General features: G+C 44.6%; 23 protein-coding genes. 18 read left to right on the top strand and 5 right to left on the bottom strand.

The window, feature by feature from the left end:
• Window positions 1-45: 45 nt before the first annotated feature.
• Window positions 46-663 carry an acyltransferase family protein gene (locus ERX37_RS04535; protein ID WP_133429452.1) on the top strand — a complete coding sequence of 206 codons (618 nt, stop codon included), beginning with the start codon at window positions 46-48 and terminating at the stop codon, window positions 661-663.
• A gap of 78 nt (window positions 664-741) precedes the next feature.
• On the opposite strand, the gene ERX37_RS04530 is transcribed toward ERX37_RS04535, so the two are convergent.
• A complete protein-coding gene (locus tag ERX37_RS04530) occupies window positions 742-1,158 on the bottom strand; it encodes an RrF2 family transcriptional regulator (RefSeq protein ID WP_133429451.1) in 417 nt (138 codons plus the stop codon).
• 173 nt (window positions 1,159-1,331) lie between these two features.
• Here ERX37_RS04530 and hmpA point away from each other — a divergent pair, with 173 nt between their 5' ends.
• Window positions 1,332-2,480: an NO-inducible flavohemoprotein gene (gene hmpA, locus ERX37_RS04525; protein ID WP_133429450.1), complete on the top strand. Its 1,149-nt coding sequence runs from the start codon at window positions 1,332-1,334 to the stop codon at window positions 2,478-2,480.
• Window positions 2,481-2,655: 175 nt separating this feature from the next.
• Here the strand turns inward: hmpA and folD are convergent, their stop codons facing one another.
• On the bottom strand, window positions 2,656-3,504 hold the full coding sequence (folD, locus tag ERX37_RS04520) for a bifunctional methylenetetrahydrofolate dehydrogenase/methenyltetrahydrofolate cyclohydrolase FolD (RefSeq protein ID WP_133429449.1): 849 nt from the start codon (window positions 3,502-3,504) through the stop codon (window positions 2,656-2,658).
• A gap of 203 nt (window positions 3,505-3,707) precedes the next feature.
• On the opposite strand from folD, the gene purE reads away from it, so the two are divergent.
• Genes purE through purD form a run of 11 tightly spaced genes read left to right on the top strand, consistent with a single transcriptional unit; the run spans window position 3,708 to window position 14,800 of the window.
• Window positions 3,708-4,190, top strand: coding sequence for a 5-(carboxyamino)imidazole ribonucleotide mutase (gene purE / locus ERX37_RS04515; RefSeq protein WP_133429448.1), 483 nt, complete (start codon window positions 3,708-3,710; stop codon window positions 4,188-4,190).
• Window positions 4,177-5,283 (top strand): 5-(carboxyamino)imidazole ribonucleotide synthase, encoded by a 1,107-nt coding sequence (gene purK / locus ERX37_RS04510; protein WP_133429447.1) that lies wholly within the window; start codon window positions 4,177-4,179, stop codon window positions 5,281-5,283. Before purE ends, purK begins: the two co-directional genes overlap by 14 nt.
• Window positions 5,283-5,984 (top strand): phosphoribosylaminoimidazolesuccinocarboxamide synthase, encoded by a 702-nt coding sequence (gene purC / locus ERX37_RS04505; protein WP_133429446.1) that lies wholly within the window; start codon window positions 5,283-5,285, stop codon window positions 5,982-5,984. Before purK ends, purC begins: the two co-directional genes overlap by 1 nt.
• A 2-nt stretch (window positions 5,985-5,986) precedes the next feature.
• On the top strand, window positions 5,987-6,238 hold the full coding sequence (gene purS / locus ERX37_RS04500; protein ID WP_133429445.1) for a phosphoribosylformylglycinamidine synthase subunit PurS: 252 nt from the start codon (window positions 5,987-5,989) through the stop codon (window positions 6,236-6,238).
• Window positions 6,238-6,900 carry a phosphoribosylformylglycinamidine synthase subunit PurQ gene (gene purQ, locus ERX37_RS04495; protein WP_133429444.1) on the top strand — a complete coding sequence of 221 codons (663 nt, stop codon included), beginning with the start codon at window positions 6,238-6,240 and terminating at the stop codon, window positions 6,898-6,900. Before purS ends, purQ begins: the two co-directional genes overlap by 1 nt.
• A gap of 2 nt (window positions 6,901-6,902) precedes the next feature.
• Window positions 6,903-9,080, top strand: a complete 2,178-nt coding sequence (gene purL, locus ERX37_RS04490; protein WP_133429443.1) for a phosphoribosylformylglycinamidine synthase subunit PurL — start codon at window positions 6,903-6,905, stop codon at window positions 9,078-9,080.
• Window positions 9,059-10,477, top strand: coding sequence for an amidophosphoribosyltransferase (gene purF / locus ERX37_RS04485; RefSeq protein ID WP_133429442.1), 1,419 nt, complete (start codon window positions 9,059-9,061; stop codon window positions 10,475-10,477). The genes purL and purF overlap by 22 nt, the downstream gene beginning before the upstream one ends.
• A gap of 2 nt (window positions 10,478-10,479) precedes the next feature.
• Window positions 10,480-11,505, top strand: coding sequence for a phosphoribosylformylglycinamidine cyclo-ligase (gene purM, locus ERX37_RS04480; protein ID WP_133429441.1), 1,026 nt, complete (start codon window positions 10,480-10,482; stop codon window positions 11,503-11,505).
• Window position 11,506: 1 nt separating this feature from the next.
• Entirely contained in the window at window positions 11,507-12,070 is a 564-nt protein-coding gene (gene purN / locus ERX37_RS04475; protein ID WP_133429440.1) for a phosphoribosylglycinamide formyltransferase, read from the top strand.
• Window positions 12,071-12,080: 10 nt separating this feature from the next.
• The gene (gene purH, locus ERX37_RS04470) at window positions 12,081-13,559 is read left to right on the top strand and encodes a bifunctional phosphoribosylaminoimidazolecarboxamide formyltransferase/IMP cyclohydrolase (RefSeq protein ID WP_133429439.1); all 1,479 of its coding nucleotides are present in this window, start codon (window positions 12,081-12,083) and stop codon (window positions 13,557-13,559) included.
• 8 nt (window positions 13,560-13,567) lie between these two features.
• The gene (purD, locus tag ERX37_RS04465) at window positions 13,568-14,800 is read left to right on the top strand and encodes a phosphoribosylamine--glycine ligase (RefSeq protein WP_133429438.1); all 1,233 of its coding nucleotides are present in this window, start codon (window positions 13,568-13,570) and stop codon (window positions 14,798-14,800) included.
• 190 nt (window positions 14,801-14,990) lie between these two features.
• Here the strand turns inward: purD and ERX37_RS11700 are convergent, their stop codons facing one another.
• Window positions 14,991-15,119, bottom strand: a complete 129-nt coding sequence (locus ERX37_RS11700) for a hypothetical protein (protein WP_268234310.1) — start codon at window positions 15,117-15,119, stop codon at window positions 14,991-14,993.
• 139 nt (window positions 15,120-15,258) lie between these two features.
• On the opposite strand from ERX37_RS11700, the gene auxA reads away from it, so the two are divergent.
• From auxA to ptsP, 5 genes are all read left to right on the top strand, one after another.
• Window positions 15,259-16,536: a lipoteichoic acid stability factor AuxA gene (gene auxA / locus ERX37_RS11600; protein ID WP_229713072.1), complete on the top strand. Its 1,278-nt coding sequence runs from the start codon at window positions 15,259-15,261 to the stop codon at window positions 16,534-16,536.
• Between the two features lie 183 nt (window positions 16,537-16,719).
• Window positions 16,720-17,886 (top strand): class I SAM-dependent rRNA methyltransferase, encoded by a 1,167-nt coding sequence (locus ERX37_RS04450; RefSeq protein WP_133429435.1) that lies wholly within the window; start codon window positions 16,720-16,722, stop codon window positions 17,884-17,886.
• A 56-nt stretch (window positions 17,887-17,942) separates the two neighbouring features.
• The gene (locus tag ERX37_RS04445) at window positions 17,943-18,476 is read left to right on the top strand and encodes a DUF697 domain-containing protein (RefSeq protein WP_133429434.1); all 534 of its coding nucleotides are present in this window, start codon (window positions 17,943-17,945) and stop codon (window positions 18,474-18,476) included.
• A 105-nt stretch (window positions 18,477-18,581) separates the two neighbouring features.
• On the top strand, window positions 18,582-18,848 hold the full coding sequence (locus ERX37_RS04440; RefSeq protein WP_133429433.1) for a phosphocarrier protein HPr: 267 nt from the start codon (window positions 18,582-18,584) through the stop codon (window positions 18,846-18,848).
• Complete coding sequence (ptsP, locus tag ERX37_RS04435; protein ID WP_133429432.1) at window positions 18,848-20,560, top strand: phosphoenolpyruvate--protein phosphotransferase; 1,713 nt, start codon at window positions 18,848-18,850, stop codon at window positions 20,558-20,560. The genes ERX37_RS04440 and ptsP overlap by 1 nt, the downstream gene beginning before the upstream one ends.
• Window positions 20,561-20,666: 106 nt before the next feature.
• On the opposite strand, the gene ERX37_RS04430 is transcribed toward ptsP, so the two are convergent.
• The gene (locus ERX37_RS04430; RefSeq protein WP_133429431.1) at window positions 20,667-21,437 is read right to left on the bottom strand and encodes a metallophosphoesterase; all 771 of its coding nucleotides are present in this window, start codon (window positions 21,435-21,437) and stop codon (window positions 20,667-20,669) included.
• Window positions 21,430-21,654, bottom strand: coding sequence for a glutaredoxin family protein (locus ERX37_RS04425; protein WP_133429430.1), 225 nt, complete (start codon window positions 21,652-21,654; stop codon window positions 21,430-21,432). Before ERX37_RS04425 ends, ERX37_RS04430 begins: the two co-directional genes overlap by 8 nt.
• Window positions 21,655-21,823 lie beyond the last annotated feature (169 nt).

The raw sequence follows: 21,823 nt of genomic DNA, 5'->3' as shown, positions 1-21,823 counted from the left end.
TTAGCATTCCTGAATGTTATCAGAATAGATTGACTTTTCAGTCTGATGCCAGGTGGATGGTCAATTTCTAATGAGATACTGTTCTATTTGACGTTGCCATTGTTTTTTATATGGGTGAGAAATGTAAGACATGCGCTTTGGCCGGCATTTGAGCTCACTGTGCTAGAGATTGGAGACACTTTGCTGTCACTTCATTATTACGATTATCCCGTTAACTTACATATGTATTACTTTTACTGGTTTCCTAATCAATTTCCTATATTTGCGAGGGGTATTCTACTGTTCTTCATGGTACAATGTCAGCCTGTTAAACTGAATGCAGCTTGGGCGCGTATATTTATTTTGATTACTGTTTTATGGATAGTGACATTAACTTCAATGGAATTTCATCAGTCTATGATCTTTTTTATTCATTATGTCTATAGTATTTTGTTTGTGGTATTTGCCTATTTACTATCCATCAGTCAACCGGCGGTACTGGTGAATCGATTGACTGTTTTCATAGGCAACATCAGCTTTAGTATGTATCTGATTCATTTTTTCATTGTGGAGTTGACCATTATTTTAATTGAAAAAACAGGTCTGCATGCTCCTGATAGTCTGTTTCAGTATTTGTTTCATTTATTAGTGGTCATCATGCTGACAGTTATTGCCGCCAGATAGTCTTATATCCATATTGAAAAACCGGGCATTCAGTTAGGCAGAGATTTAATTAATAGACTTAAATAAAGACACCTGCTACTAGTTGGCAGGTGTCTTTAACTGTGGCGCGATATCTTTTAATGTATATTGGTCCAGTACGTTTAAGTAGGCGAAAAGCGCCTGTCCGAGTACGGACTGCAGGCCGCATTTACCCATGATGGGACATGTATTCGTCTCGGGGTTGAAGCATTCGACGAGATTGAAATGTTCCTCTGTCTTGCGGATCAGTGCACCGATATTAATGTCCTCAGGTGCTTTATTCAGTCTGATACCGCCCCCGCGGCCGCGTACTGACTGGATATAACCATCGAGTGCGAGGTTATGGACGACTTTAGTCAGGTGATTCTTGGATATATTGTAGAACTTCGCGATTTCATCGATCTGGGTCAGTTCTGTCTGTGACGACAAATACATGAGCACGCGGAGGGAATAGTCTGAGTACAGGGTGAGCTTCATGGCTGCATCCTCCTTTTTCTTTATTATAGTGCAAAACGGGTAAAGGTGCTGTGACAAATTATTTAATCATCTTATGATAATTTCATTAATTTGCCGAATTTTATTTGTGAAATGGCTGTGAAAGGCGTATGATATAAAATGTATTTAAAATGTATCTTTAGGGGGACCACTCAATGTTATCACAAGCAACAAGAGATATCGTTAAATCAACTGTACCTGTCCTTGAACAGCACGGTACTGAAATCACAACTGTTTTCTATGCACATATGTTCGAACAGCATCCGGAACTGCTGAATATTTTCAACAAAACGAATCAGAAGTTAGGACGTCAGCAGAATGCACTCGCTCAGACTGTTCTTGCAGCGGCTAAACATATCGACCATTTAGAAGCGATTGTGCCGAATGTGAATCAGATTGCCCATAAACATAGAGCGCTTGAAATCAAACCTGAACATTATCCGATCGTAGGTGAGAACTTAATCTACGCGATTAAGAAAGTATTAGGTGAGGCAGCGACGCCTGAAATCATCAATGCCTGGACTGAAGCTTACGGCGTGATCGCAGATGTGTTCATCCAGATGGAAGCGGAGATGTACAAAGAAGCGGAATGGGAAGGTTTCAAACCATTTAAAGTCGTACGCGTCAAAGATGAATCTGAACATATTAAATCATTCACTGTACAGCCGGCTGACGGTAAATCATTAAAACCAGTTGTAGCGGGTCAGTATATCACAGTGAAAGTTCACCCAGAAGGTGACGACAATGATATGCTCCGTCACTACTCAATCTGTAGTACGGATACATCTAAAGGAATCGAGTTCGCGGTTAAACGTGATGTGGCAGGTGAAGAAAAAGGCGTTGTCTCCAACTATCTGCACGATAACATTAAAGAAGGCGATGAAATCCTGTTATCAGCTCCAGCAGGTGAGTTCGTTGTAGCAGATACAGATAAGCCGCTTGCATTCATCAGTGGGGGTGTCGGCATGACGCCTGTTATGGCGATGTTACACGAACAGGCAGCGAAAGGAAAAGACATCAAGTTCATCCATTCAGCTTATGACCGTAACCAAGTACCATTCAAAGATGAGATCGCTGGATTCCATAACCAGGATAACGTTCAGTTCTACTTTAACTATTCAGAGTCTGCGGGACGTCTGACTAAAGAGAAATTATCTGAGATTCTGAATGGCAATGAAGAAATCTACATGTGTGGTAGTGTGAGCTTTATGGAAGGCTTACTGGCAACACTTGATTCAATGGGTATCAAACGTGAACAGATTCATTTCGAGCCGTTTGGTCCTAAGATGAGTATTACAGTTTAATTAATAGTCGTTAAAGACCTCAGCTGAGTGACAGCTGGGGTCTTCTTTATGTTGTATGGTTTTATGAGGAGGGTGCTGAACGTCCGATAATATGAGACTTTCGCCGCCAACCGCAACCAAAGTCCCATAAACCAAAAAAATCCGCCTCCCGTTAAGAGAAGCGGATCAATTTCTATTATTTTACTGAGCGTTGTGCTGCAAGTAATGTGTTGTTCAGTACCATCGTGATTGTCAGTGGGCCTACGCCGCCTGGTACAGGTGTGATGGCACCGGCTACTTCTGACACTTCGTCGTATTTAACGTCGCCTGTCAGTTTACCGTCTACTACTGTGTTACCTACGTCTACGATGACTGCGCCTGGTTTTACGTCTTCTTTACTGATAAGACCGGGTTTACCGACTGCAGAGACGATAACGTCAGAGCGTTTTAATGTTTCTTTCATGTTTTCACTGCGAGAGTGCAGTAATGTCACAGTTGCATTCGCATTTGTCAGTAATTTTGAAACGGGCTGACCCACGATGTGGCTGCGGCCGATGACGGCGACTTCTTTACCTGTTAAGTCGATATCTGCGTTTTTAAGGATTTCCATGATGCCGAGTGGTGTACATGGGATGTATGTTTCCATCCCTGCATACAGGCGGCCGATATTGACTGGGTTAAAGCCGTCAACATCTTTTTTAGGGTCGATTGCTTCCAGTACTTTCTCTTCAGAGATCTGTTTCGGAAGAGGCACTTGTACTAAAATACCGTGTACGTTTTTGTCTTCGTTCAGACGACGGATTTCTGTCAGTACTTCTTCTTCAGTGGCACTTTCATCCATCTTAACGATTTCTGATGTCATGCCGATTTTTTCAGCGGATTTCTTTTTGTTGTTCACATAGCTTTGACTCGCGCCATCATTACCGACAAGGATAACTGTTAAATTCGGTGTTACGCCTTGTTCTTTTAACTTTTCTACTTCTTTCTGTAGTCCTGCACGGTACTCCTGTGCGATAGCTTTACCATCTAAAACTTTTGCTGTCATGCTGTCTCCTCCTGAAAATCGAACATTTTTGATTATTTCCAAGATGTAAGTTCAATAAATACGAACTAATATCAAACATTACACTTAAAATTAATTAAAATGTTCGTTTATTTTATTGAAATCTAATAGCACTATTGTTATGCTATTATTGTAATCATCTCAATTAATGAAACGGTTTTCAACAGATATGGAGGAATATTTTGATGAAAGTTGCAGTTGTAATGGGTTCGTCATCAGACTGGCCGACGATGAAGGAAGCCTGTACAGTGCTCGAGGATTTCGGTATTACAGTGGAATCATCAGTTGTATCAGCACATCGCACGCCGCTTCAGATGGTCGACTTCGCCCGTCAGGCAAGGCAGAACGGCATTGATGTCATCATCGCAGGTGCCGGGGGTGCAGCGCATCTGCCGGGTATGATTGCTTCGATGACGACGCTGCCGGTCATCGGCGTACCGATCGAGACAAAAATTCTTAAAGGAATGGATTCACTTCTGTCCATCGTTCAGATGCCTGGGGGTATTCCGGTCGCGACGACAGCAATCGGTTCAGCGGGTGCAAAGAATGCGGGTATTCTCGCTGCACGTATGCTCAGCCTGAAGGACGAATCACTCGTGCAGAAGCTTGACGATTACGAAGCATCACTCATCAAGAAAGTGGAGGATATGCAGAATGACTTACACTAAACTGAAGATCGGTGACACAATCGGTATTATCGGCGGGGGTCAGCTCGGCAAGATGATGGCACAGTCCGCTCAGACACGTGGCTTTAAGGTGGCTGTGCTTGATCCTGACGATACGTGTCCAGCACGCTACGTCAGTCATTATTTCATCCATGCGCCTTATAACGACGCTGACGCACTGAGACAGCTCGGTGAACAGTCAGACGTCATCACGTATGAGTTCGAAAATATCAGCGGCGAGGAACTCGGCAAGATCACATCACAGTTCAACGTTCCGCAAGGGGCTGACACAGTGGTCACGCTCCAGAACCGTTTAGCAGAGAAAAATGCGCTTCAGTCAGCAGGTGCTGCAGTCGTACCGTTCGTTTCAGTGACGAACCAGGACGAACTTAAAACATCAGCCGATACGCTCGGCTTCCCGTTTATGCTGAAGACAACGTTTGGTGGCTATGACGGGAAAGGACAGATCGTCATTGAAAGTGAAGCAGATTTCAAGGAAGCTGACGAACTGCTCGCTGCACGTCCGTGTGTCGCTGAAAAACGTATCAACTTAAAATCAGAAATCTCCATTACCGCTACAGCATCGCCTGACGGCAGTGTCGTCTTCTTCCCGGTGCAGGAGAATGAACACCGCAATCAGATCCTCTATAAGACGACGGTCACAGGGGAGCATACCCATCATGATCAGGCCATCTCAGAAGTGAAGAAAATCATGCAGGCGATTTACTTTGTCGGCACGTTCACGGTTGAGTTCTTCATCGACCAGGACGATATACTTTACGTCAATGAGATTGCACCCCGTCCGCACAACTCAGGTCATTACTCGATTGAGGCTTGTGACTATTCACAGTTTGACACACATATTTTAGCAGTGGCCGGCTGGCAGTTACCGGAGACGATTGAACTTCTGAAACCGGCTGTTATGTATAACCTGCTCGGTCAGGATTTAGATGTCATGGAAGATGAATTCCCTGACCAGAGCTGGCACGTCCATGTCTACGGTAAGGCAGTACGCAAAGAGAACCGCAAGATGGGTCATGTCACGATCCTAGATTTAAACAACGACTACGAAACGATCTATAAGGAGAGAATGTAATGACGTTAGTATACGAGGGTAAAGCAAAACGTGTATTCGCTACAGATGATGACCAGGTCTACCGCATCGAATATAAAGATGAAGTCACAGCTGGCAACGGTGCGAAAAAAGATGCGATGGCAGGTAAAGGCCGTCTGAACAATCTGATCACAAGTCGTCTCTTTGAACGGTTAGCTGATAAAGGCTACAAGTCACACTTTATCAAGCGTCTATCAGAGACTGAGCAGCTCGTCACTAAAGTGGATATTATCCCACTGGAAGTCGTGGTGCGTAATATCGCAGCAGGTTCTATTACGAAACGTCTGGGCTTCACAAAAGGTGAAAGCTTTGCATCGCCGCTCGTTGAGTTCTATTACAAGAAAGATGAGCTGAACGATCCGATCGTTACAGATGATCACGTTAAACTGCTCGGTCTTGCTGACGACCCGGATATCGCTGAGCTGAAAAAGCAGGCGCTTGAAATCAACAGTATTCTGATTAATATCATGAATCAGATGAACCTCGATTTAGTAGACTTTAAGATTGAATTCGGTAAAGATAAAGAAGGAAACATTTTACTCGCTGATGAGATCTCACCTGATACTTGCCGCATCTGGGATAAAGAAACAAAAGAAAACTTTGATAAAGACGTTTACCGCGAAGACACAGGTTCACTGATCGATACGTATACTCACTTCTACAAAAAAATGGAGGCTTTATAATTATGAAAAACATCGAACTTTACATCACATTACAGAAACAGGTTTTAGATACACAGGGACAGACATTAACCCGTGCCGTACATGACTTAGGCTATAACCAGGTCAATGACATCCGTGTCGGTAAAGTCTTATATATGACGGTTGACGAAGCGACTGATGAAGCAGTGGATAACGTCGTGCGTACACTCAGCGAAAAATTATTTGCCAACACCGTGATTGAAGAATACAGCTACAAAGTCGTGGAGGCGGAATAATGAAGTTTGCTGTCATTGAATTCCCGGGGTCGAACTGTGACCGTGATATGCTGAATGCAGCACTGATGACGGGCATGGAAGCGGAATATGTGGACTACCGCAAGACGTCACTTGACGGTTTTGACGGTATTCTGATTCCAGGTGGTTTCTCATTCGGTGACTACTTACGCTGCGGCGCGATGGCTCGCGTAGCACCGATTGTAGATGAAGTGAGACGCCTTGCTGCAGAAGGCAAACCTGTTCTCGGTGTATGTAACGGCTTCCAGATCTTAACGGAGATCGGCTTATTACCGGGTGCCCTTCTTCATAATGAAAGTCATAAATTTGTCTGCCGTAATGAGCACTTGACGATCGTCAATAACGAAACAAAATTCACTCACCTTTATGATAAAGAAGAGACGGTTGTCTATCCGATTGCACATGGTGAAGGGTCTTACTACTGTTCACCAGAGACGATGAAGGAATTACAGGACAATAAACAGATCATCCTGTCATACTCAGAGAATCCAAATGGTTCTTTAGAAGATATCGCAGGTATCGTGAATAAAGAAGGTAACGTCTGTGGCATGATGCCTCACCCGGAACGTGCGATGGATACGTTACTCGGTTCTGAAGACGGTAAACGCTTATTCCAAGGTATCTTAGAAAGCTGGGGGAAATAAAGATGAAATTTTTAGAACCAACAATAGAAGATATTAAAAATAATAGACTTTATGCAGATATGGGTCTGTCTGACGCTGAATACGACAAAGTATGTGAGATTTTAGGACGTCAGCCGAACTACACAGAAATCGGTATTTTCTCAGTGATGTGGAGTGAACATTGTTCATATAAGCATTCTAAGCCATTCTTAAAACAGTTCCCTGTAACAGGTGAACGCGTCTTAATGGGGCCTGGTGAAGGTGCAGGGGTTGTTGATATCGGTGACAATCAGGCTGTTGTATTCAAAGTTGAATCGCATAACCACCCAAGTGCGATCGAACCTTACCAGGGTGCTGCAACAGGCGTCGGTGGTATCGTCCGCGATATCGTCTCTATTGGTGCGCGTCCGGTCCAGCTTTTAAACAGTCTCCGTTTCGGTGAACTGGATTCTAAACAGAATCAGCGCCTGTTCTCAGGTGTTGTTGCTGGTATCGGTGGCTATGGTAATTGTATCGGTATCCCGGCGGTTGCCGGTGAAATCGAATTCGATTCGCAGTACGACGGTAATCCGCTCGTTAATGCGATGTGTATCGGCGTCATCGACCACGATAAGATCCAGAAAGGGACAGCAAAAGGTGTAGGGAATCCTGTCATCTACGTCGGTCTTAAAACAGGTCGTGACGGCATTCACGGTGCAACGTTCGCTTCTGAAGAGTTAAACGAAGAATCAGAATCAAAACGTCCATCTGTACAGATCGGTGACCCGTTCGTCGGTAAAAAACTGATGGAAGCAACACTTGAAGCGATCACTTACCCTGAATTAGTCGGTATCCAGGATATGGGTGCAGCAGGTCTCACCTCTTCATCTTCAGAGATGGCAGCGAAAGGTGAGTCAGGGATTCATCTTCATCTAGAAAAAGTTCCGACGCGTGAACCGGGTATCTCACCCTATGAAATGATGCTATCAGAGACACAGGAACGGATGCTCCTTGTCGTTGAAAAAGGGACTGAACAGAAATTCCTTGATCTATTCGACCATCACGAACTGGATAGCGCAGTGATCGGTGAAGTAACAGATACAGACCGTTTCGTTTTAAGCTACGACGGTGAAGTCTATGCTGATATTCCGGTTCAGCCGTTAAGTGACGAAGCGCCGGTATACGTATTAGAAGGAAAAGCAGCTGAATATAAAGCAGTTGACCACAACTATTCAGCTATCGACGCGAAAGACATCTTCACTCGTCTGATGAACCATCCGACCATCGCATCAAAAACTTGGGCTTATTCACAGTATGACCAGCAGGTCGGAGCGAATACCATCATTAAACCGGGTCTGTCAGCAGGTGTGACGCGCGTTGAAGGCACAACTAAAGCAATCGCTTCCACTATCGACGGTGAAGCACGTTACGTCTTCAATAACCCGTATGAAGGCGGTAAGATGGTCGTCGCTGAAGCCTACCGTAACTTAATCGCAGTGGGCAGTTTACCACTTGCGATGACGGACTGCCTGAACTACGGTAACCCTGAAAAACCTGAGATTTATCAGCAGCTTGCAGATTCTACGCGTGGTATGGCAGAAGCATGTGCAGCGCTGAATACACCCGTTGTATCAGGTAACGTTTCTCTTTACAACGAAACGAAGGGTGAAGCGATCTTCCCGACACCGGTTGTCGGTATGGTCGGCTTAATCGAAGATATCGAATACTTACGTGACTTCACGCCGGTTGAAGGGGAAGCACTGTACTTAGTCGGCGAAACACAGGCTGACTTCAGCGGTTCTCAAATCGAGAAGTTATTATTCAACGAAGTGGCACATGAAGAAGTGAAGATTGATTTAGATACTGAAGTCAAACGCGGCGAAGCGATTCGACAGCTGATTACGTCAGGTAAACTCTCTCATGTACAGGCACTCGGTAAAGGCGGTATCGCCATCAAACTTGCACAGATGGCTGCTTACTTTGAGACAGGCATCGAAGCGGAAATCGATGTACCAGTTGAACAGTTATTCAGTGAGACACAAGGCCGTTATATCGTTATCGCAAAAGAGACAATCGAACTTGCCGATGCAGTGAAAATCGGTACTTTCGGTACGCAGGGATTTAAGGTAGAAGCAAACAACGGTTCAATTGAAGAAGACGTTGACAGCATTATCCGTACTTGGAGAGGAGCCATCGGTCAATGTATGACATCCGCGGTCTAAACGAGGAATGTGGTGTATTCGGCATATGGAATCACCCGAATGCTGCGGAACTGACCTATATGGCGCTGCACAGTCTGCAGCACCGGGGGCAGGAAGGCGCAGGTATCGTCTGCTCTAACGGCGAGAACTTGTTCGGCGCTCGTGGTATGGGCTTACTGCCTGAAGCGATCTCTCAAGTACAGCTTGAGTCACTGAAGACTTACCGCAGTGCCATCGGTCACGTGCGCTATGCGACGACGGGTGCGTCTGAACTGTCCAATGTTCAGCCGTTCCTGTTCAAGCATTCTAAAGGTGACCTGGGTCTTGCGCATAACGGTAACTTGACGAATGCAAGACAGATCCGTCAGGCACTTGAGGAGGAGGGTGCGATTTTCCAGACATCTTCTGACTCAGAAGTGCTCGGACATCTGCTCTTTAAAGCGAAGTCACCGCACTTCAAATCCAATTTAAAAGCGGCGCTGAATCAGATCAAAGGGGCATTCGCCTATCTTGTGCTGCAGAAGGACAGTCTGACTGCGACGCTTGATAGTCACGGTGTGCGTCCTTTAATGCTCGGTAAAGTCGACGGTGCTTATTGTGTCGCAAGTGAATCATGTGCCTTGATGGCGATCGGTGCGGAATATATCCGTGACGTAGAGCCGGGTGAAGTCCTGACATTCTCGGATGCAGGGATGGACGAAGATCACTATGCACTTGAGACGCAGCATCGTATGTGTTCAATGGAATACGTCTACTTTGCACGTCCTGACTCTGAGTTCAGACATCATTCAATTTATAACGTCCGTAAAGCACTCGGTGAGCAGCTGGCAAAAGAGATGGATGTGGAAGCGGATATCGTCATCGGTGTACCGGATTCTTCACTGCAGGCCGCAAAAGGCTTCTCGGCGTATTCAGGTATTCCGAATGAGCAGGGCTTACTGAAAAACCGTTACGTCGGTCGTACCTTTATTACGCCGGACCAGAAGATGCGTGAACGTGCAGTAAGAATGAAGCACGCACCGATTCGTGACGTCGTTGAAGGAAAACGCGTCATCGTCATCGATGACTCCATCGTGCGCGGGACGACGAGTAAATATATCGTCAAGGCGCTGCGCAGCGCGGGGGCGAAAGAAGTCCATATGGGTATTTCGTCACCGCCGCTGAAACATCCTTGTTATTACGGCATTGATGTCTCGACACATGCAGAACTGATCGCAGCCTATCAGTCAGTAGAGGAGATCCGTGCTGAGATTGACGTGGATTCTCTGACTTATCTGTCTGTTGAAGGCATGCACGATGTTTACGCACGATTCGAATCTAAAGGTGAATGTGATGCCTGCTTCACGGGCAACTATCCGATTGAGATTGTGGATCACCTGTTACCAGAAGAAAAAGAGAAGAAGACGAAGGGAGTCTAACCATGTCAGAAGCATATAAATCATCAGGTGTGGATATCCACGCCGGCTATGAGTCAGTTGAACGCATGAAAAAGCACGTATCGCGTACGATGCGTAAAGAAGTACTCGGAGGTCTCGGCGGTTTCGGCGCGGCATTCGACCTGTCACAGCTGAACATGAAGGCACCTGTTCTTGTCTCAGGGACGGATGGTGTCGGTACAAAGTTACGCCTTGCGATTGATTCAGATCGCCATGACACGATCGGTATTGATGCTGTGGCAATGTGTGTCAACGATATTCTGACGACAGGTGCACTGCCTCTGTACTTCCTCGATTATCTGGCACTGAACAAAGTCGACCCTGAGATCGTCGAACAGATCGTCAAAGGTGTCGCAGAAGGCTGCGTGCAGTCAGAATGTGCACTGATCGGCGGCGAGACGGCTGAGATGGGCGATATGTATCACGCAGGTGACTATGATATCGCAGGTTTCGCTGTCGGTGCAGTTGAAAAAGAAGATTATGTAACAGGTGACAAGATTCAGGCTGGCGACGTGATGATCGGTCTTAAGTCAAGCGGTATCCATTCAAACGGTTACAGCTTGGTGAGAAAAATTATTCGTGATAACCATATTGACTTGAATAGCAAAATCGGTGATAAAACGGTACTGGATACCGTGATTGAACCGACTCGTCTCTATGTGAAAGCCGTGAAAGACGTCATCCAGTCTAAAAAAGTGCATGGTATGTGCCATATTACAGGCGGTGGCTTTATCGAGAATATCCCACGCGTGCTGCCTGAAGGTTTATCTGCACGTATTGACGTGTCGGCGATTCCTGAACAACCGGTCTTCAGATGGCTGGAAGAACAAGGGAAGCTTGACCGTATGGAGATGTACAACGTCTTCAATATGGGTATCGGTTTCGTGATCATTGTGGACACAGCTGATAAAGAAGCGGTGCTTGATATGCTGCAGACGGTCGGTGAAACAGGTTATGTGATGGGTTCTATTGAAGAAAATAGTGAACCGATCACCATCACAGGTGTCTAACATGAAAAAAGTAGCGATATTTGCGTCCGGTAGCGGCACAAATTTCGAGAAGATTATGGAAAACATTAAGATCGGTTATCTGGATAACATCCAGGTAACGGGTCTTTATGTTGATAAAGGGGATGCTTATGCGATAGAACGTGCCAAGCATTACGGTGTCCCTGTCCATCTTTTTGAAATGAAGCACTTTGCCTCAAAAGTGGCGTACGAGGAAGCGATTCTCAGTCAGTTACGTCAAGACGAAGTGGAATGGCTGATTTTAGCAGGCTATATGAAACTCGTCGGACCGACATTACTCGAGCCGTTTGAAGGTCATATTTTAAATATTCATCCTTCGATTCTGCCGAGCTTCCCCGGTAAAGAGGCTGTGCGTCAGGCACTTGACTACGGTTGCCGTGTCTCCGGCGTGACCGTGCATTATGTCGATGCCGGTATGGACACAGGCACGATCATCGATCAGATGAGCTGTCCGATCTACGAAGATGATACGAAAGAGACATTGCAGCTCCGTATCCAGACACTCGAATACGAACTTTATCCTAGAGTCATCAAAAAAATCATTTAAGGAGTCTGTCATGAAAAAAGCATTGTTAAGTGTGTCAGATAAAACAGGTATTACTCAATTTGCAGCGGATCTTATTGCACAAGGCTTTGAAATTTACTCTACAGGTGGCACGAAACAGACACTTGTCGACCACAATATCGCGGTTAAATCAGTGAGCGAACTGACACAGTTCCCTGAAATTATGGACGGTCGCGTCAAGACGTTACACCCGAATATTCACGGCGGTATTTTAGCGAACCGTGATATGCCTGAGCATCTCGCGGCACTCAAAGAACACGGCATTGAACTGATTGATTTAGTCGCGGTTAACCTTTATCCGTTTGAAGAGACGGTCGCTAAACCGGATGTCACTGAAGCAGATGCGATTGAAAATATCGATATCGGTGGACCGACGATGCTGCGTGCAAGTGCGAAAAACTTCAAGCATGTGCTGACAGTCGTTGATCCAAGTGACTATAAGACGGTGATTGCTAAGTTAAAGGAAGGCGCAGTGGACGAAGCATTCCGTAAGGAGCTGATGATCAAGACATTCAGTCATACTGCGAAATACGATGCAGCGATCGTCAATTTCTTTAACGAGCAGTCGACGGCACTCCGTTACGGTGAGAATCCGCAGCAGCAGGCGAAGTTCATTAAGACATCAAATGCAGCGAATACGATTGCGGGTGCTAAACAGCTGCACGGTAAGGAACTGAGCTATAACAATATCAAGGATGCAGATGCGACGCTCAGCTTAGTGAAGAAATTCGACCAGCCGGCAGCTGTTGCAGTGAAGCATATGAACCCTTGTGGCGTCGGTGTGGGCGCAACGATTGAAGTCGCATTTAAAAATGCCTTTGATGCAGATAGTCAGTCGATCTTCGGCGGCATTGTCGCACTGAACCGCCAAGTTGACGAAGCAACTGCGAAGTTACTCGGTGATATTTTCCTTGAAGTGATTATTGCTCCTGGATTTGACGATGCGGCACTTGATATTCTGACGAAGAAAAAGAATATCCGCCTGCTTGAAATTCAGATGGATGCAGATGCGGATACAGAGGAATTCGTCTCCGTATCAGGAGGCTATTTAGTACAGGATAAAGATACAAAGATATTATCACGCGATGATATGACCGTTGTGACTGAAGCACAGCCGACAGAAGACCAGTGGCGGGCGATGGAACTCGGCTGGACAGTCGTCAAAAGCGTGAAGAGTAATGCCATCGTACTAGCGAACCCGAAACAGACAGTTGGTATCGGTGCAGGTCAGATGAACCGTGTCGGTGCAGCGAAAATTGCCATTGAACGTGCGATTGAAATGAACGACAATGTCATTCTCGCAAGTGATGGTTTCTTCCCGATGAGCGATACAGTTGAGACAGCGGCAGCGGCCGGCATTAAATGTATGATTCAGCCGGGTGGTTCGATTAAAGACCAGGACTCAATAGATGCAGCAAATAAACTGGGCATTGCCATGGTCACGACTGGCATGCGTCACTTCAAACACTAGGAGGACTTATGAACGTATTAGTGATCGGATCAGGCGGGCGAGAGCACGCACTGAGCCATAAAATCAAGCAGTCATCCCGCGTGGAAGAAGTCTTTGTCATTCCAGGTAATGATGCGATGACCAATGTTGCAACGGTTGTGGGTGGTATTAAAGAAAGTGAACACGACAAAATTGTTGAATTTGCCAAAGATAACCACATTGAGTGGGTTGTCATCGGCCCTGAACAGCCGCTGACTGAAGGACTTGCAGATGTGCTGACAGCAGCAGGTATCAAAGTATTCGGTCCGAATCAGAAAGCCGCTCAGATTGAAGGCTCAAAATCATTCGCCAAGGAAATCATGGCGAAATACAATATTCCGACAGCAGAATATGCAGTCGTAACGACTAAAGAAGAGGCCCTCATGTATTTGGACGCACATCCGGCTCCGATTGTCTTGAAACAGGATGGTCTTGCAGCGGGTAAAGGCGTCATTGTTGCGATGACGCACGAGGAGGCAGTCGGTGCCATTGAACTCTTCTATCAGAACGGGGACGCAGAAGTCGTGTTCGAGGAGTTCTTAGCAGGTGAGGAATTTTCATTGATGGTCTTCGTCAATGATGATTTTATCATCCCATTTGACGTTATTGCGCAGGACCATAAGCGCGCGTATGACGGCGATCTTGGTCCGAATACAGGGGGCATGGGCGCGTACTGCCCGGTCTCACATATCGGGGACGACATCCTGAAAGTAACGAATGAGTCGATCGCTTATCCGATTGCGCGTGCCATGCATGAAGAAGGTCTGAATTATTTCGGACTCTTGTATATCGGTGCTATTATCACAGAAGACGGTCCGAAAGTCATCGAGTTCAACGCACGCTTCGGTGACCCGGAATGTCAGGTTTTACTGACGAAGATGGACAGCGACTTTATCGAAGTACTGGAAGCGCTCGAACGTAAAGAAGCGCTTCAGCTTGAATGGTCAGACGAAGCAGTAGTCGGTGTAGTGCTGGCATCAGAAGGCTATCCAGGCAGCTACGACAAAGGCCACAAAGTTTATGGTTATAACGGCGAACTTGATTACTATATCAGCGGACTTAAAAAAGAAGAAGAATGGGTGACAAGCGGCGGACGTGTGATGCTCGCACTCGGTACAGGTGCTTCTATAGAGGAAGCGGTTAAAGCAAGTTATGACAATGTCGCAAAAATTACAAGTGACGGTCTGTTCCATCGTAAAGATATCGCACATCGAGCACTATAATATAAAATGAAACCTCGAGAAATCGAGGTTTTATTTTTGATGGATGCTAAAGGATAGAGGCGAGAGTGGTAGTTAAATGGATTTTATAAACCACATTAAACTTGAGAATGAAAGACCGGCCACCCGTCACATCTGTTCCAGCACAAAAAAAGCCACGCATCCAAATGCCTGGCTATCTTCATTTATATGATTATTCAAACGTCTGTTGTACGTCTTCGTGAGTGGCTTCATTACCTGTTTCGTTGCTGTCGTTCTGTTCGATTGTTTCTTTCGCTTTCTCAGCGTCTTCTTTGTGTTGTTCGATTTTATCGTTTGTCATGATAAAAACCCTCCTTAATGATGATGCTTATCTATTCCCGCTTATATCTTTTCTTAAACATCTCATACTTAAGACTGAAATTTCTGCTGAAACAGGACAAGGTCTATTCTTTTCACTATAATGGTCATGAGGTGAAAGCATGAAATGGTTTAAAAAAAATACGGAGGTGCTGATCGGTTATGTGCTCGGCATATTGCTCATCGGCTTCGGTCTCTTTATTTTCTTCAATTCGGATGACATTGTTAACTTCAAGGAGATAGCGATCAATAAACTGCATATGTCAAAGCTGATTGATTTTATCAATATCTACAGTTATGCCTTTATTGAACTGCTGAGTCATTATATTAAAGCATGGCCCTATTTATACAGTCTTATCTTCATTTTATTCGGCTTCGGTCTTTTTTATGTCAGCCATATCCTTAAGAAAACAACGGTCTACGATACACAGATTTCTATTCTTTATTGCATGACAGCGATTTTCTTGTTTATGCTGACAGCGCTCTTTATGTTCAAGGTCTATCATATTTATGCCCTGTTTTATTTTGCGGCATTCCTGATACTCGTCTTCTATGTACTGAACAGGCGCCACTTGAACAGTGAGTTCCGTAAGCTGCACTATGTCATTCTGATTTTTATATTCGGGCTTGCCTATATGGTCACGCAGAACCATGTGCATGATCAGCTGATCAAGGAGTCAGTGACACCGCTCGAGTTGATGGCACTGAACTTTTTCTTCGTTCTGCTGTCAGTGATGGGGGTACTCGCACTCGGCAATTATATTTTCCTGCACCGTGCAAAAAAAGTGGGACATTCGGAGCAGATGCTCAGCCGAGCATCGCGCCGCAAGAAGGACAAGAAATTCAGCCGTGTACTCAACAGTCAGACGAATGATGCGCTGGCCCAGTTATCCAAGCAGTCGATGAAGATTGATGAGCGACTGATGCTCGGCTGGCGTCAATTTAAAAATCGTCTTAAACGTCTGATTAATCTGCAGGAGGAGGATATCCCGAAATGGATGCGTAAGCCGAAATGGTTCAGTCTCTTCCAGCTGGAGATGATTCTCGGTATTCTCCTCTTACTGCTGACATTGATAGAACTGAATAACCGGAGCGCACTGTTCAATGTCAGTAAATTTAATGTCGTCAAGATGCAGTACTTTTACGAGTGGGTCAGCCTCTTTATGATATTTGTGATCGTTGTGTGCTACTTAATATTCACACTGCTGATTCGATTTAAGAACCGCGGTTATTTCGGCCAGCTATTCTCCATCTCCATCCTTTTCATCGAGATTATGACCAGTTTTTACTTGATGCTGTTTAAGGGCGTCACACTATCGCTCTTTATTCCACCTGTTATAGTACTGCTTGTAATAGTAGTGACACCGCTGTTTTTCATCCATCTGCGTAAAAATTATTAATAGCTATTGTATAACAGCTCGCGTTCCCTTATAATAATAGTCAGATAGAATTCGTGTGAAGCGGATGGGAGAACAAGCACTTTGGGGAAAGTGCTGTGATAATTTGGGACGTCAGAAAAAGGATACCTGAAGAGGTGTCCTTTTTTGTGTTATAGTGGAGAAAATAATCAATGAGGTGAAAGCTTGAAAAATGTCATACTGAAACATAAACACGATAGAAAATATAAGGACGGTTATCTGGTGCTTGAAGAAGCGGATATTCTGGAGCAGGACGCGATAAATGAAGGTGAACGTTTCGTACTGAAGAGTCACGAAGGCGATGTTCTCGGCCTTTTTTATTACGGTAAACAGAACCGTGGGGCCGGCTTTAAAATTGGCAGTGATTTAGATGTGCGTCTGGAGACGAGTTACTTCAAACAGCTGTTCGAGGCCGCTAAAAATGAACGTGAATCATTATATAACGCTGAACATACAAATGCATTCCGCGTCTATAACGGTGAGGGTGACGGACTTGGTGGATTCACCGTAGATAATTACGATGGTCATTTCCTGATTCAATGGTATTCAAAAGGGATTTATCAATACAAGGATGAAGTCGTTGAGAGCTTAAGAGAAGTCTTTCAATATACGACGCTGCATGAAAAACTGCGTTTCGATCATAATGTGCCGACGCATCGTGTCAGTGAGGAAAATGTTGAGTTCCCGATTATCATAAAAGAAAACAACTTATTCTATACCATTCATTTTGAAGACGGTCCGATGACGGGCATTTTCCTTGATCAGCGTGATGTCCGCAGTAAAATCATGACATTACCGTTAGAAGAAGGTCAATCGATGCTCAATCTGTTCGCTTACTCTGGTGGCTTCAGTGTCGCAGCAGCGAAAAATGGCATGGAGACGGTCAGCGTCGATATCGCCAAGCGTTCGCTCGAACTGATTGAACAGAACTTTGCGTTAAATGAAATCAATATCGATCAGCAGCTGCTTTATACGATGGATGTCTTCGATATGATGAAGTACTGCAAACGTAAAAGAATGCGTTTTGACCTGATTGTCATCGATCCACCAAGCTTTTCACGTGCGAAAAAGAAACGATTCAGCGTTAAGGACAACTATGATGAACTGATTGAAGGCGCATTATCGATTCTCAATCAGAACGGTTATATGGTGCTGAGCACGAATGCCAGCAACTTCACGCTTGCCCAGTTCAAGAAGATGATCAATGAGACGCTTGAGGGCAGACGTTACGAGATCACTGATGTGATGGGTCTGCCGAAAGACTTCAAGACAACGAGTCATTACAAGCCTTCTAAATACTTAAAAGTTGTCTTTGTAAAAATTCTTGATTAAAGTTGATAAATTCCGGGAATAATACACTAACTTTGAAAACGAAGGACGTGTAAATAATGGGAATTTTAGATACAGTAATCAACCAGGCGGCAAAATCATTGAATAACTCAGACCGTGCCAAGCTGGTCAAAGGTGATCTGCCTTCAAGTGAGACACAGCTTATTGAGCGCCGTGAGACTGCTGAGAAGATTGTGACGAACAAATCGCTTAAAAGTTCAGCGGCTGCCGTCATACCGATTCCAGGTGTGGATGTCGGTATCGACCTGAAGCTGATGTCTGATATCATTGAGGAGATCAATGCTGTCTATGGACTCAGCCATAAGCAGGTCAACGGTATGGCAGATGATATGAAGCAGAAGGTCATGTTTACTGCTGCGAGAAAAGGGAGTGACTTTATCGGACGCAAAGTGACGACTAAGTTACTGACGGTCTTCCTGAAGGCATTTGCGAAACGTGAAGCAGCAAAACAGGTTAAGTGGATTCCAGTAGTCGGTCAGGCAGTAGCCGGTGGTATCAGCTATATGATGATGAAGAAGCTCGGTAATGATCATATCGATAAATGTGAACAGGTCGCCCGCAGCTTGATGTAAGTGCTTTAAATATTTGAAGTATTGTGTTTGATTTGCTATTCTAAAACTGTATAGACAGTTTTAGTTTATATATAAAACTATGCAACCTAAAGGAGAAGATTAACGATGGAACAACAAAGCTATGTAATTATTGACGAAACGGGTATTCACGCACGTCCAGCAACAATGCTTGTTCAGACAGCAAGTAAATTTGAGTCAGATGTTCAGTTAGAATACAATGGCAAAAAAGTTAATTTAAAATCTATTATGGGCGTTATGAGTTTAGGTGTCGGTAAAGGCGCTGAAATTACTGTTTATGCTGAAGGTAGCGACGAAAAAGAAGCGATTCAAGCAATCAGTGACGTATTATCTAAAGAAGGATTGACTGCATAATGTCAATGACTTTAAACGGAATTGGGGCATCGGATGGGGTTGCGATTGCGCAGGCCTATCTTCTTGTTGAACCCGATTTATCATACAATGATCAGAAAATAACGGATGCGGAAGCGGAAGTAGCAAAGTTCAAAGCTGCTGTCAACGAATCAAAAGTGGAACTGACGCAGATCAGAAACAATGCTGAAGTGGCACTTGGTCCTGATAAAGCAGCTATCTTTGATGCCCATCTACTCGTGCTTGAAGATCCTGAGCTGATCAACCCGATTGAAGAAAATATCCGCACGAACCAGACCAATGCGCCAAGCGCTTTAATGGAGGTTGCGAATAATTTCATCACCATTTTTGAATCAATGGATAATGAATATATGAAAGAACGTGCAGCGGATATCCGTGACGTTTCTAAGCGTGTGTTAGCGCATCTTTTAGGCGTGACATTACCGAATCCAAGTACAATCAGCGAAAATGTAGTTATCATTGCTGATGATCTGACACCGTCTGATACGGCTCAGCTGAACAAAGAATTCGTTAAAGGTTTTGCGACCAATATCGGTGGTCGTACGAGTCACTCAGCAATTATGAGTCGTTCTCTTGAAATTCCGGCAGTAGTAGGAACGAAAGATGTAACGAAATCAATTAAACAAGGTGATATCGTTATTATCGACGGTTCTACTGGTGATGTCATCATCAATCCAGATGAGAACGCAATTATCGCCTACAAGGATAAACAGGCTAAATTCATTCAGGATAAAGAAGAACTGAAGCAGCTTGTGAACGATAAGACAGAGTCTAAAGACGGTGTCCATGTCGAACTGGCAGCAAATATCGGTACACCCAATGATTTAGAAGGCGTTATTAATAACGGTGCAGAAGGAATCGGACTTTACAGAACAGAATTCCTGTACATGGGCCGTGATTCTATGCCGACTGAAGAAGAGCAGTACGAAGCTTACAAACGTGTACTTTCAGAAATGAAGGACAAACGTGTTGTGGTCCGTACGCTTGATATCGGTGGAGATAAAGAACTGCCGTACTTAAATCTGCCGCATGAAATGAATCCATTCCTCGGCTATCGTGCGATTCGTCTCTGCTTAGATCAGCAGGATATCTTCAGAACTCAGCTGCGTGCATTACTGCGTGCTTCAACTGAAGGTCATTTAAGCATTATGTTCCCGATGATTGCAACGATCAACGAATTCCGTGAGGCGAAAGCGATTCTTGAAGAAGAAAAAGCGAAACTGAAAGATGAGAAAGTGAAAGTGGCAGACGATATCGAAGTCGGTATTATGGTAGAAATTCCATCAACTGCTGCAATGGCTGACATCTTCGCTAAAGAAGTTGACTTCTTCAGTATCGGTACGAACGACCTGATTCAATATACAATGGCAGCTGACCGTATGTCAGAACGTGTGTCATACCTTTACCAGCCGTATAATCCAGCCATCCTTCGCCTTGTAAAGCAAGTCATTGACGCAAGTCATAAAGAAGGTAAATGGACAGGTATGTGCGGTGAGATGGCAGGCGATACGACAGCTATTCCGTTATTACTAGGTCTTGGTCTTGATGAGTTTTCAATGAGTGCGACAAGCATTCTGAAAGCACGTCGTCAGATTAAAAACTTAAATAAAGTTGAAATGACTAAACTTGCTGAACAAGCACTGAATTGTGCGACACAGGAAGAAGTTATTGAACTGGTTAACCAGGTGAGATAATAAAGACAACGAAAAAAGGAAATCCCCGCTTAAAATGGGATTTCCTTTTTTTGCTTTAAGTCGGAACGTCAAGCAAGTTCGGTTTCCTTGACGATAGCACACGCTATCACCGAATCTCCAATACTGTTATCTCCGGTGGACAGAAGAGTCTCACAGGTAGATGTGTCGTGCCGAGACCTGGTGAAACATGCAGTTTCATATCTCCGACGTTATACAGACCTTTGACATATTTACGACCAAGTGCAGGTTTCACAGGTGCACCGAACAACGGGATGCGGATCTGACCGCCATGACTATGGCCGGATAGCTGCAGGTCAATGTCGAAGCGGCTGACGAAATCTGCATAATCAGGTTCATGAACAATCATCAGCGTAAACATCTCGTGCGTCCGATTTTTCAGTGTCTGATGAATATTGCCGCCTGCATTGATGATATCATCCAGACCACCGATAAATAGAGGTTCGCCGTCATAGTTGACAGTCACGCCTGTATTGACCAGCAGCTGAATTTCTGATGCTGCCAGAATACGACTGATACGTGCTGTCTGATGGATGCGCTGATCGTGATTACCATAGGAAAAGAACACACCTAGTTTTGCATTCAATGTCTTGAGCAGGGGAATCAGACGCTCAGCATTCGGATAGTAATCGATATTATCAAATAGATCACCGGATATGACGATGATATCTGCCTGCAGTCCATTGATGAGGTTAATATGATAAATCAGGTCATCGTAGCTGTAATGAAAGCCGAGATGCAGGTCTGAGATATGAATCAGCGTCAGCGGCTGTGCATGATCCATTTTCAGCATTTTAAGCTGATGAGTCTTCAGAACAACATCTTCTTTCCGCGACTTAAAGGGCAGGAGCTTATACATGAATCAGCGCTTCTATTCTATCCATATCGACGGTATGAAGTTCTTCGCCGTCGATAATGATGAAGGGTGTACTGAATGCATCTTTTTCGATCATCTCAGCGCGGTAGGCACTGTTACTGATGTTTTTCTCTGTGAACGGAATCTGGTGTTCAGTAAAATAGTTCTTGATATATTCACAAGGTGGACATTGGTCCTGTGTATAGACTGTAATATGCATATTGATCATCTCCAAACTTTAATCTTATTTATAGTAGCGTTTTCTGTCCCATTTTTCAAATTTTGTTCAATAAATCGTGACAAATATCAGAGGCCTGTTATTAGTATTCACCGCTATAATCTTGTATAATGGTAATATAAAAATTGTGATAAATATCACAATAAGGAGG

This window comes from Macrococcus hajekii (assembly GCF_004359505.1).
GTDB lineage: Bacteria > Bacillota > Bacilli > Staphylococcales > Staphylococcaceae > Macrococcus > Macrococcus hajekii.
This window is presented reverse-complemented; position numbering and strand designations above follow the sequence as displayed.

Excerpts from the sequence above, each read along its gene's own strand:
- ERX37_RS04535 (WP_133429452.1), top strand. The coding sequence starts at position 46 with ATGCCAGGTGGATGGTCAATTTCTAATGAGATACTGTTCTATTTGACG.
- ERX37_RS04530 (WP_133429451.1), bottom strand. The coding sequence starts at position 1,158 with ATGAAGCTCACCCTGTACTCAGACTATTCCCTCCGCGTGCTCATGTAT.
- hmpA (WP_133429450.1), top strand. The coding sequence starts at position 1,332 with ATGTTATCACAAGCAACAAGAGATATCGTTAAATCAACTGTACCTGTC.
- folD (WP_133429449.1), bottom strand. The coding sequence starts at position 3,504 with ATGACAGCAAAAGTTTTAGATGGTAAAGCTATCGCACAGGAGTACCGT.
- purE (WP_133429448.1), top strand. The coding sequence starts at position 3,708 with ATGAAAGTTGCAGTTGTAATGGGTTCGTCATCAGACTGGCCGACGATG.
- purK (WP_133429447.1), top strand. The coding sequence starts at position 4,177 with ATGACTTACACTAAACTGAAGATCGGTGACACAATCGGTATTATCGGC.
- purC (WP_133429446.1), top strand. The coding sequence starts at position 5,283 with ATGACGTTAGTATACGAGGGTAAAGCAAAACGTGTATTCGCTACAGAT.
- purS (WP_133429445.1), top strand. The coding sequence starts at position 5,987 with ATGAAAAACATCGAACTTTACATCACATTACAGAAACAGGTTTTAGAT.
- purQ (WP_133429444.1), top strand. The coding sequence starts at position 6,238 with ATGAAGTTTGCTGTCATTGAATTCCCGGGGTCGAACTGTGACCGTGAT.
- purL (WP_133429443.1), top strand. The coding sequence starts at position 6,903 with ATGAAATTTTTAGAACCAACAATAGAAGATATTAAAAATAATAGACTT.
- purF (WP_133429442.1), top strand. The coding sequence starts at position 9,059 with ATGTATGACATCCGCGGTCTAAACGAGGAATGTGGTGTATTCGGCATA.
- purM (WP_133429441.1), top strand. The coding sequence starts at position 10,480 with ATGTCAGAAGCATATAAATCATCAGGTGTGGATATCCACGCCGGCTAT.
- purN (WP_133429440.1), top strand. The coding sequence starts at position 11,507 with ATGAAAAAAGTAGCGATATTTGCGTCCGGTAGCGGCACAAATTTCGAG.
- purH (WP_133429439.1), top strand. The coding sequence starts at position 12,081 with ATGAAAAAAGCATTGTTAAGTGTGTCAGATAAAACAGGTATTACTCAA.
- purD (WP_133429438.1), top strand. The coding sequence starts at position 13,568 with ATGAACGTATTAGTGATCGGATCAGGCGGGCGAGAGCACGCACTGAGC.
- ERX37_RS11700 (WP_268234310.1), bottom strand. The coding sequence starts at position 15,119 with ATGACAAACGATAAAATCGAACAACACAAAGAAGACGCTGAGAAAGCG.
- auxA (WP_229713072.1), top strand. The coding sequence starts at position 15,259 with ATGAAATGGTTTAAAAAAAATACGGAGGTGCTGATCGGTTATGTGCTC.
- ERX37_RS04445 (WP_133429434.1), top strand. The coding sequence starts at position 17,943 with ATGGGAATTTTAGATACAGTAATCAACCAGGCGGCAAAATCATTGAAT.
- ERX37_RS04440 (WP_133429433.1), top strand. The coding sequence starts at position 18,582 with ATGGAACAACAAAGCTATGTAATTATTGACGAAACGGGTATTCACGCA.
- ptsP (WP_133429432.1), top strand. The coding sequence starts at position 18,848 with ATGTCAATGACTTTAAACGGAATTGGGGCATCGGATGGGGTTGCGATT.
- ERX37_RS04430 (WP_133429431.1), bottom strand. The coding sequence starts at position 21,437 with ATGTATAAGCTCCTGCCCTTTAAGTCGCGGAAAGAAGATGTTGTTCTG.
- ERX37_RS04425 (WP_133429430.1), bottom strand. The coding sequence starts at position 21,654 with ATGCATATTACAGTCTATACACAGGACCAATGTCCACCTTGTGAATAT.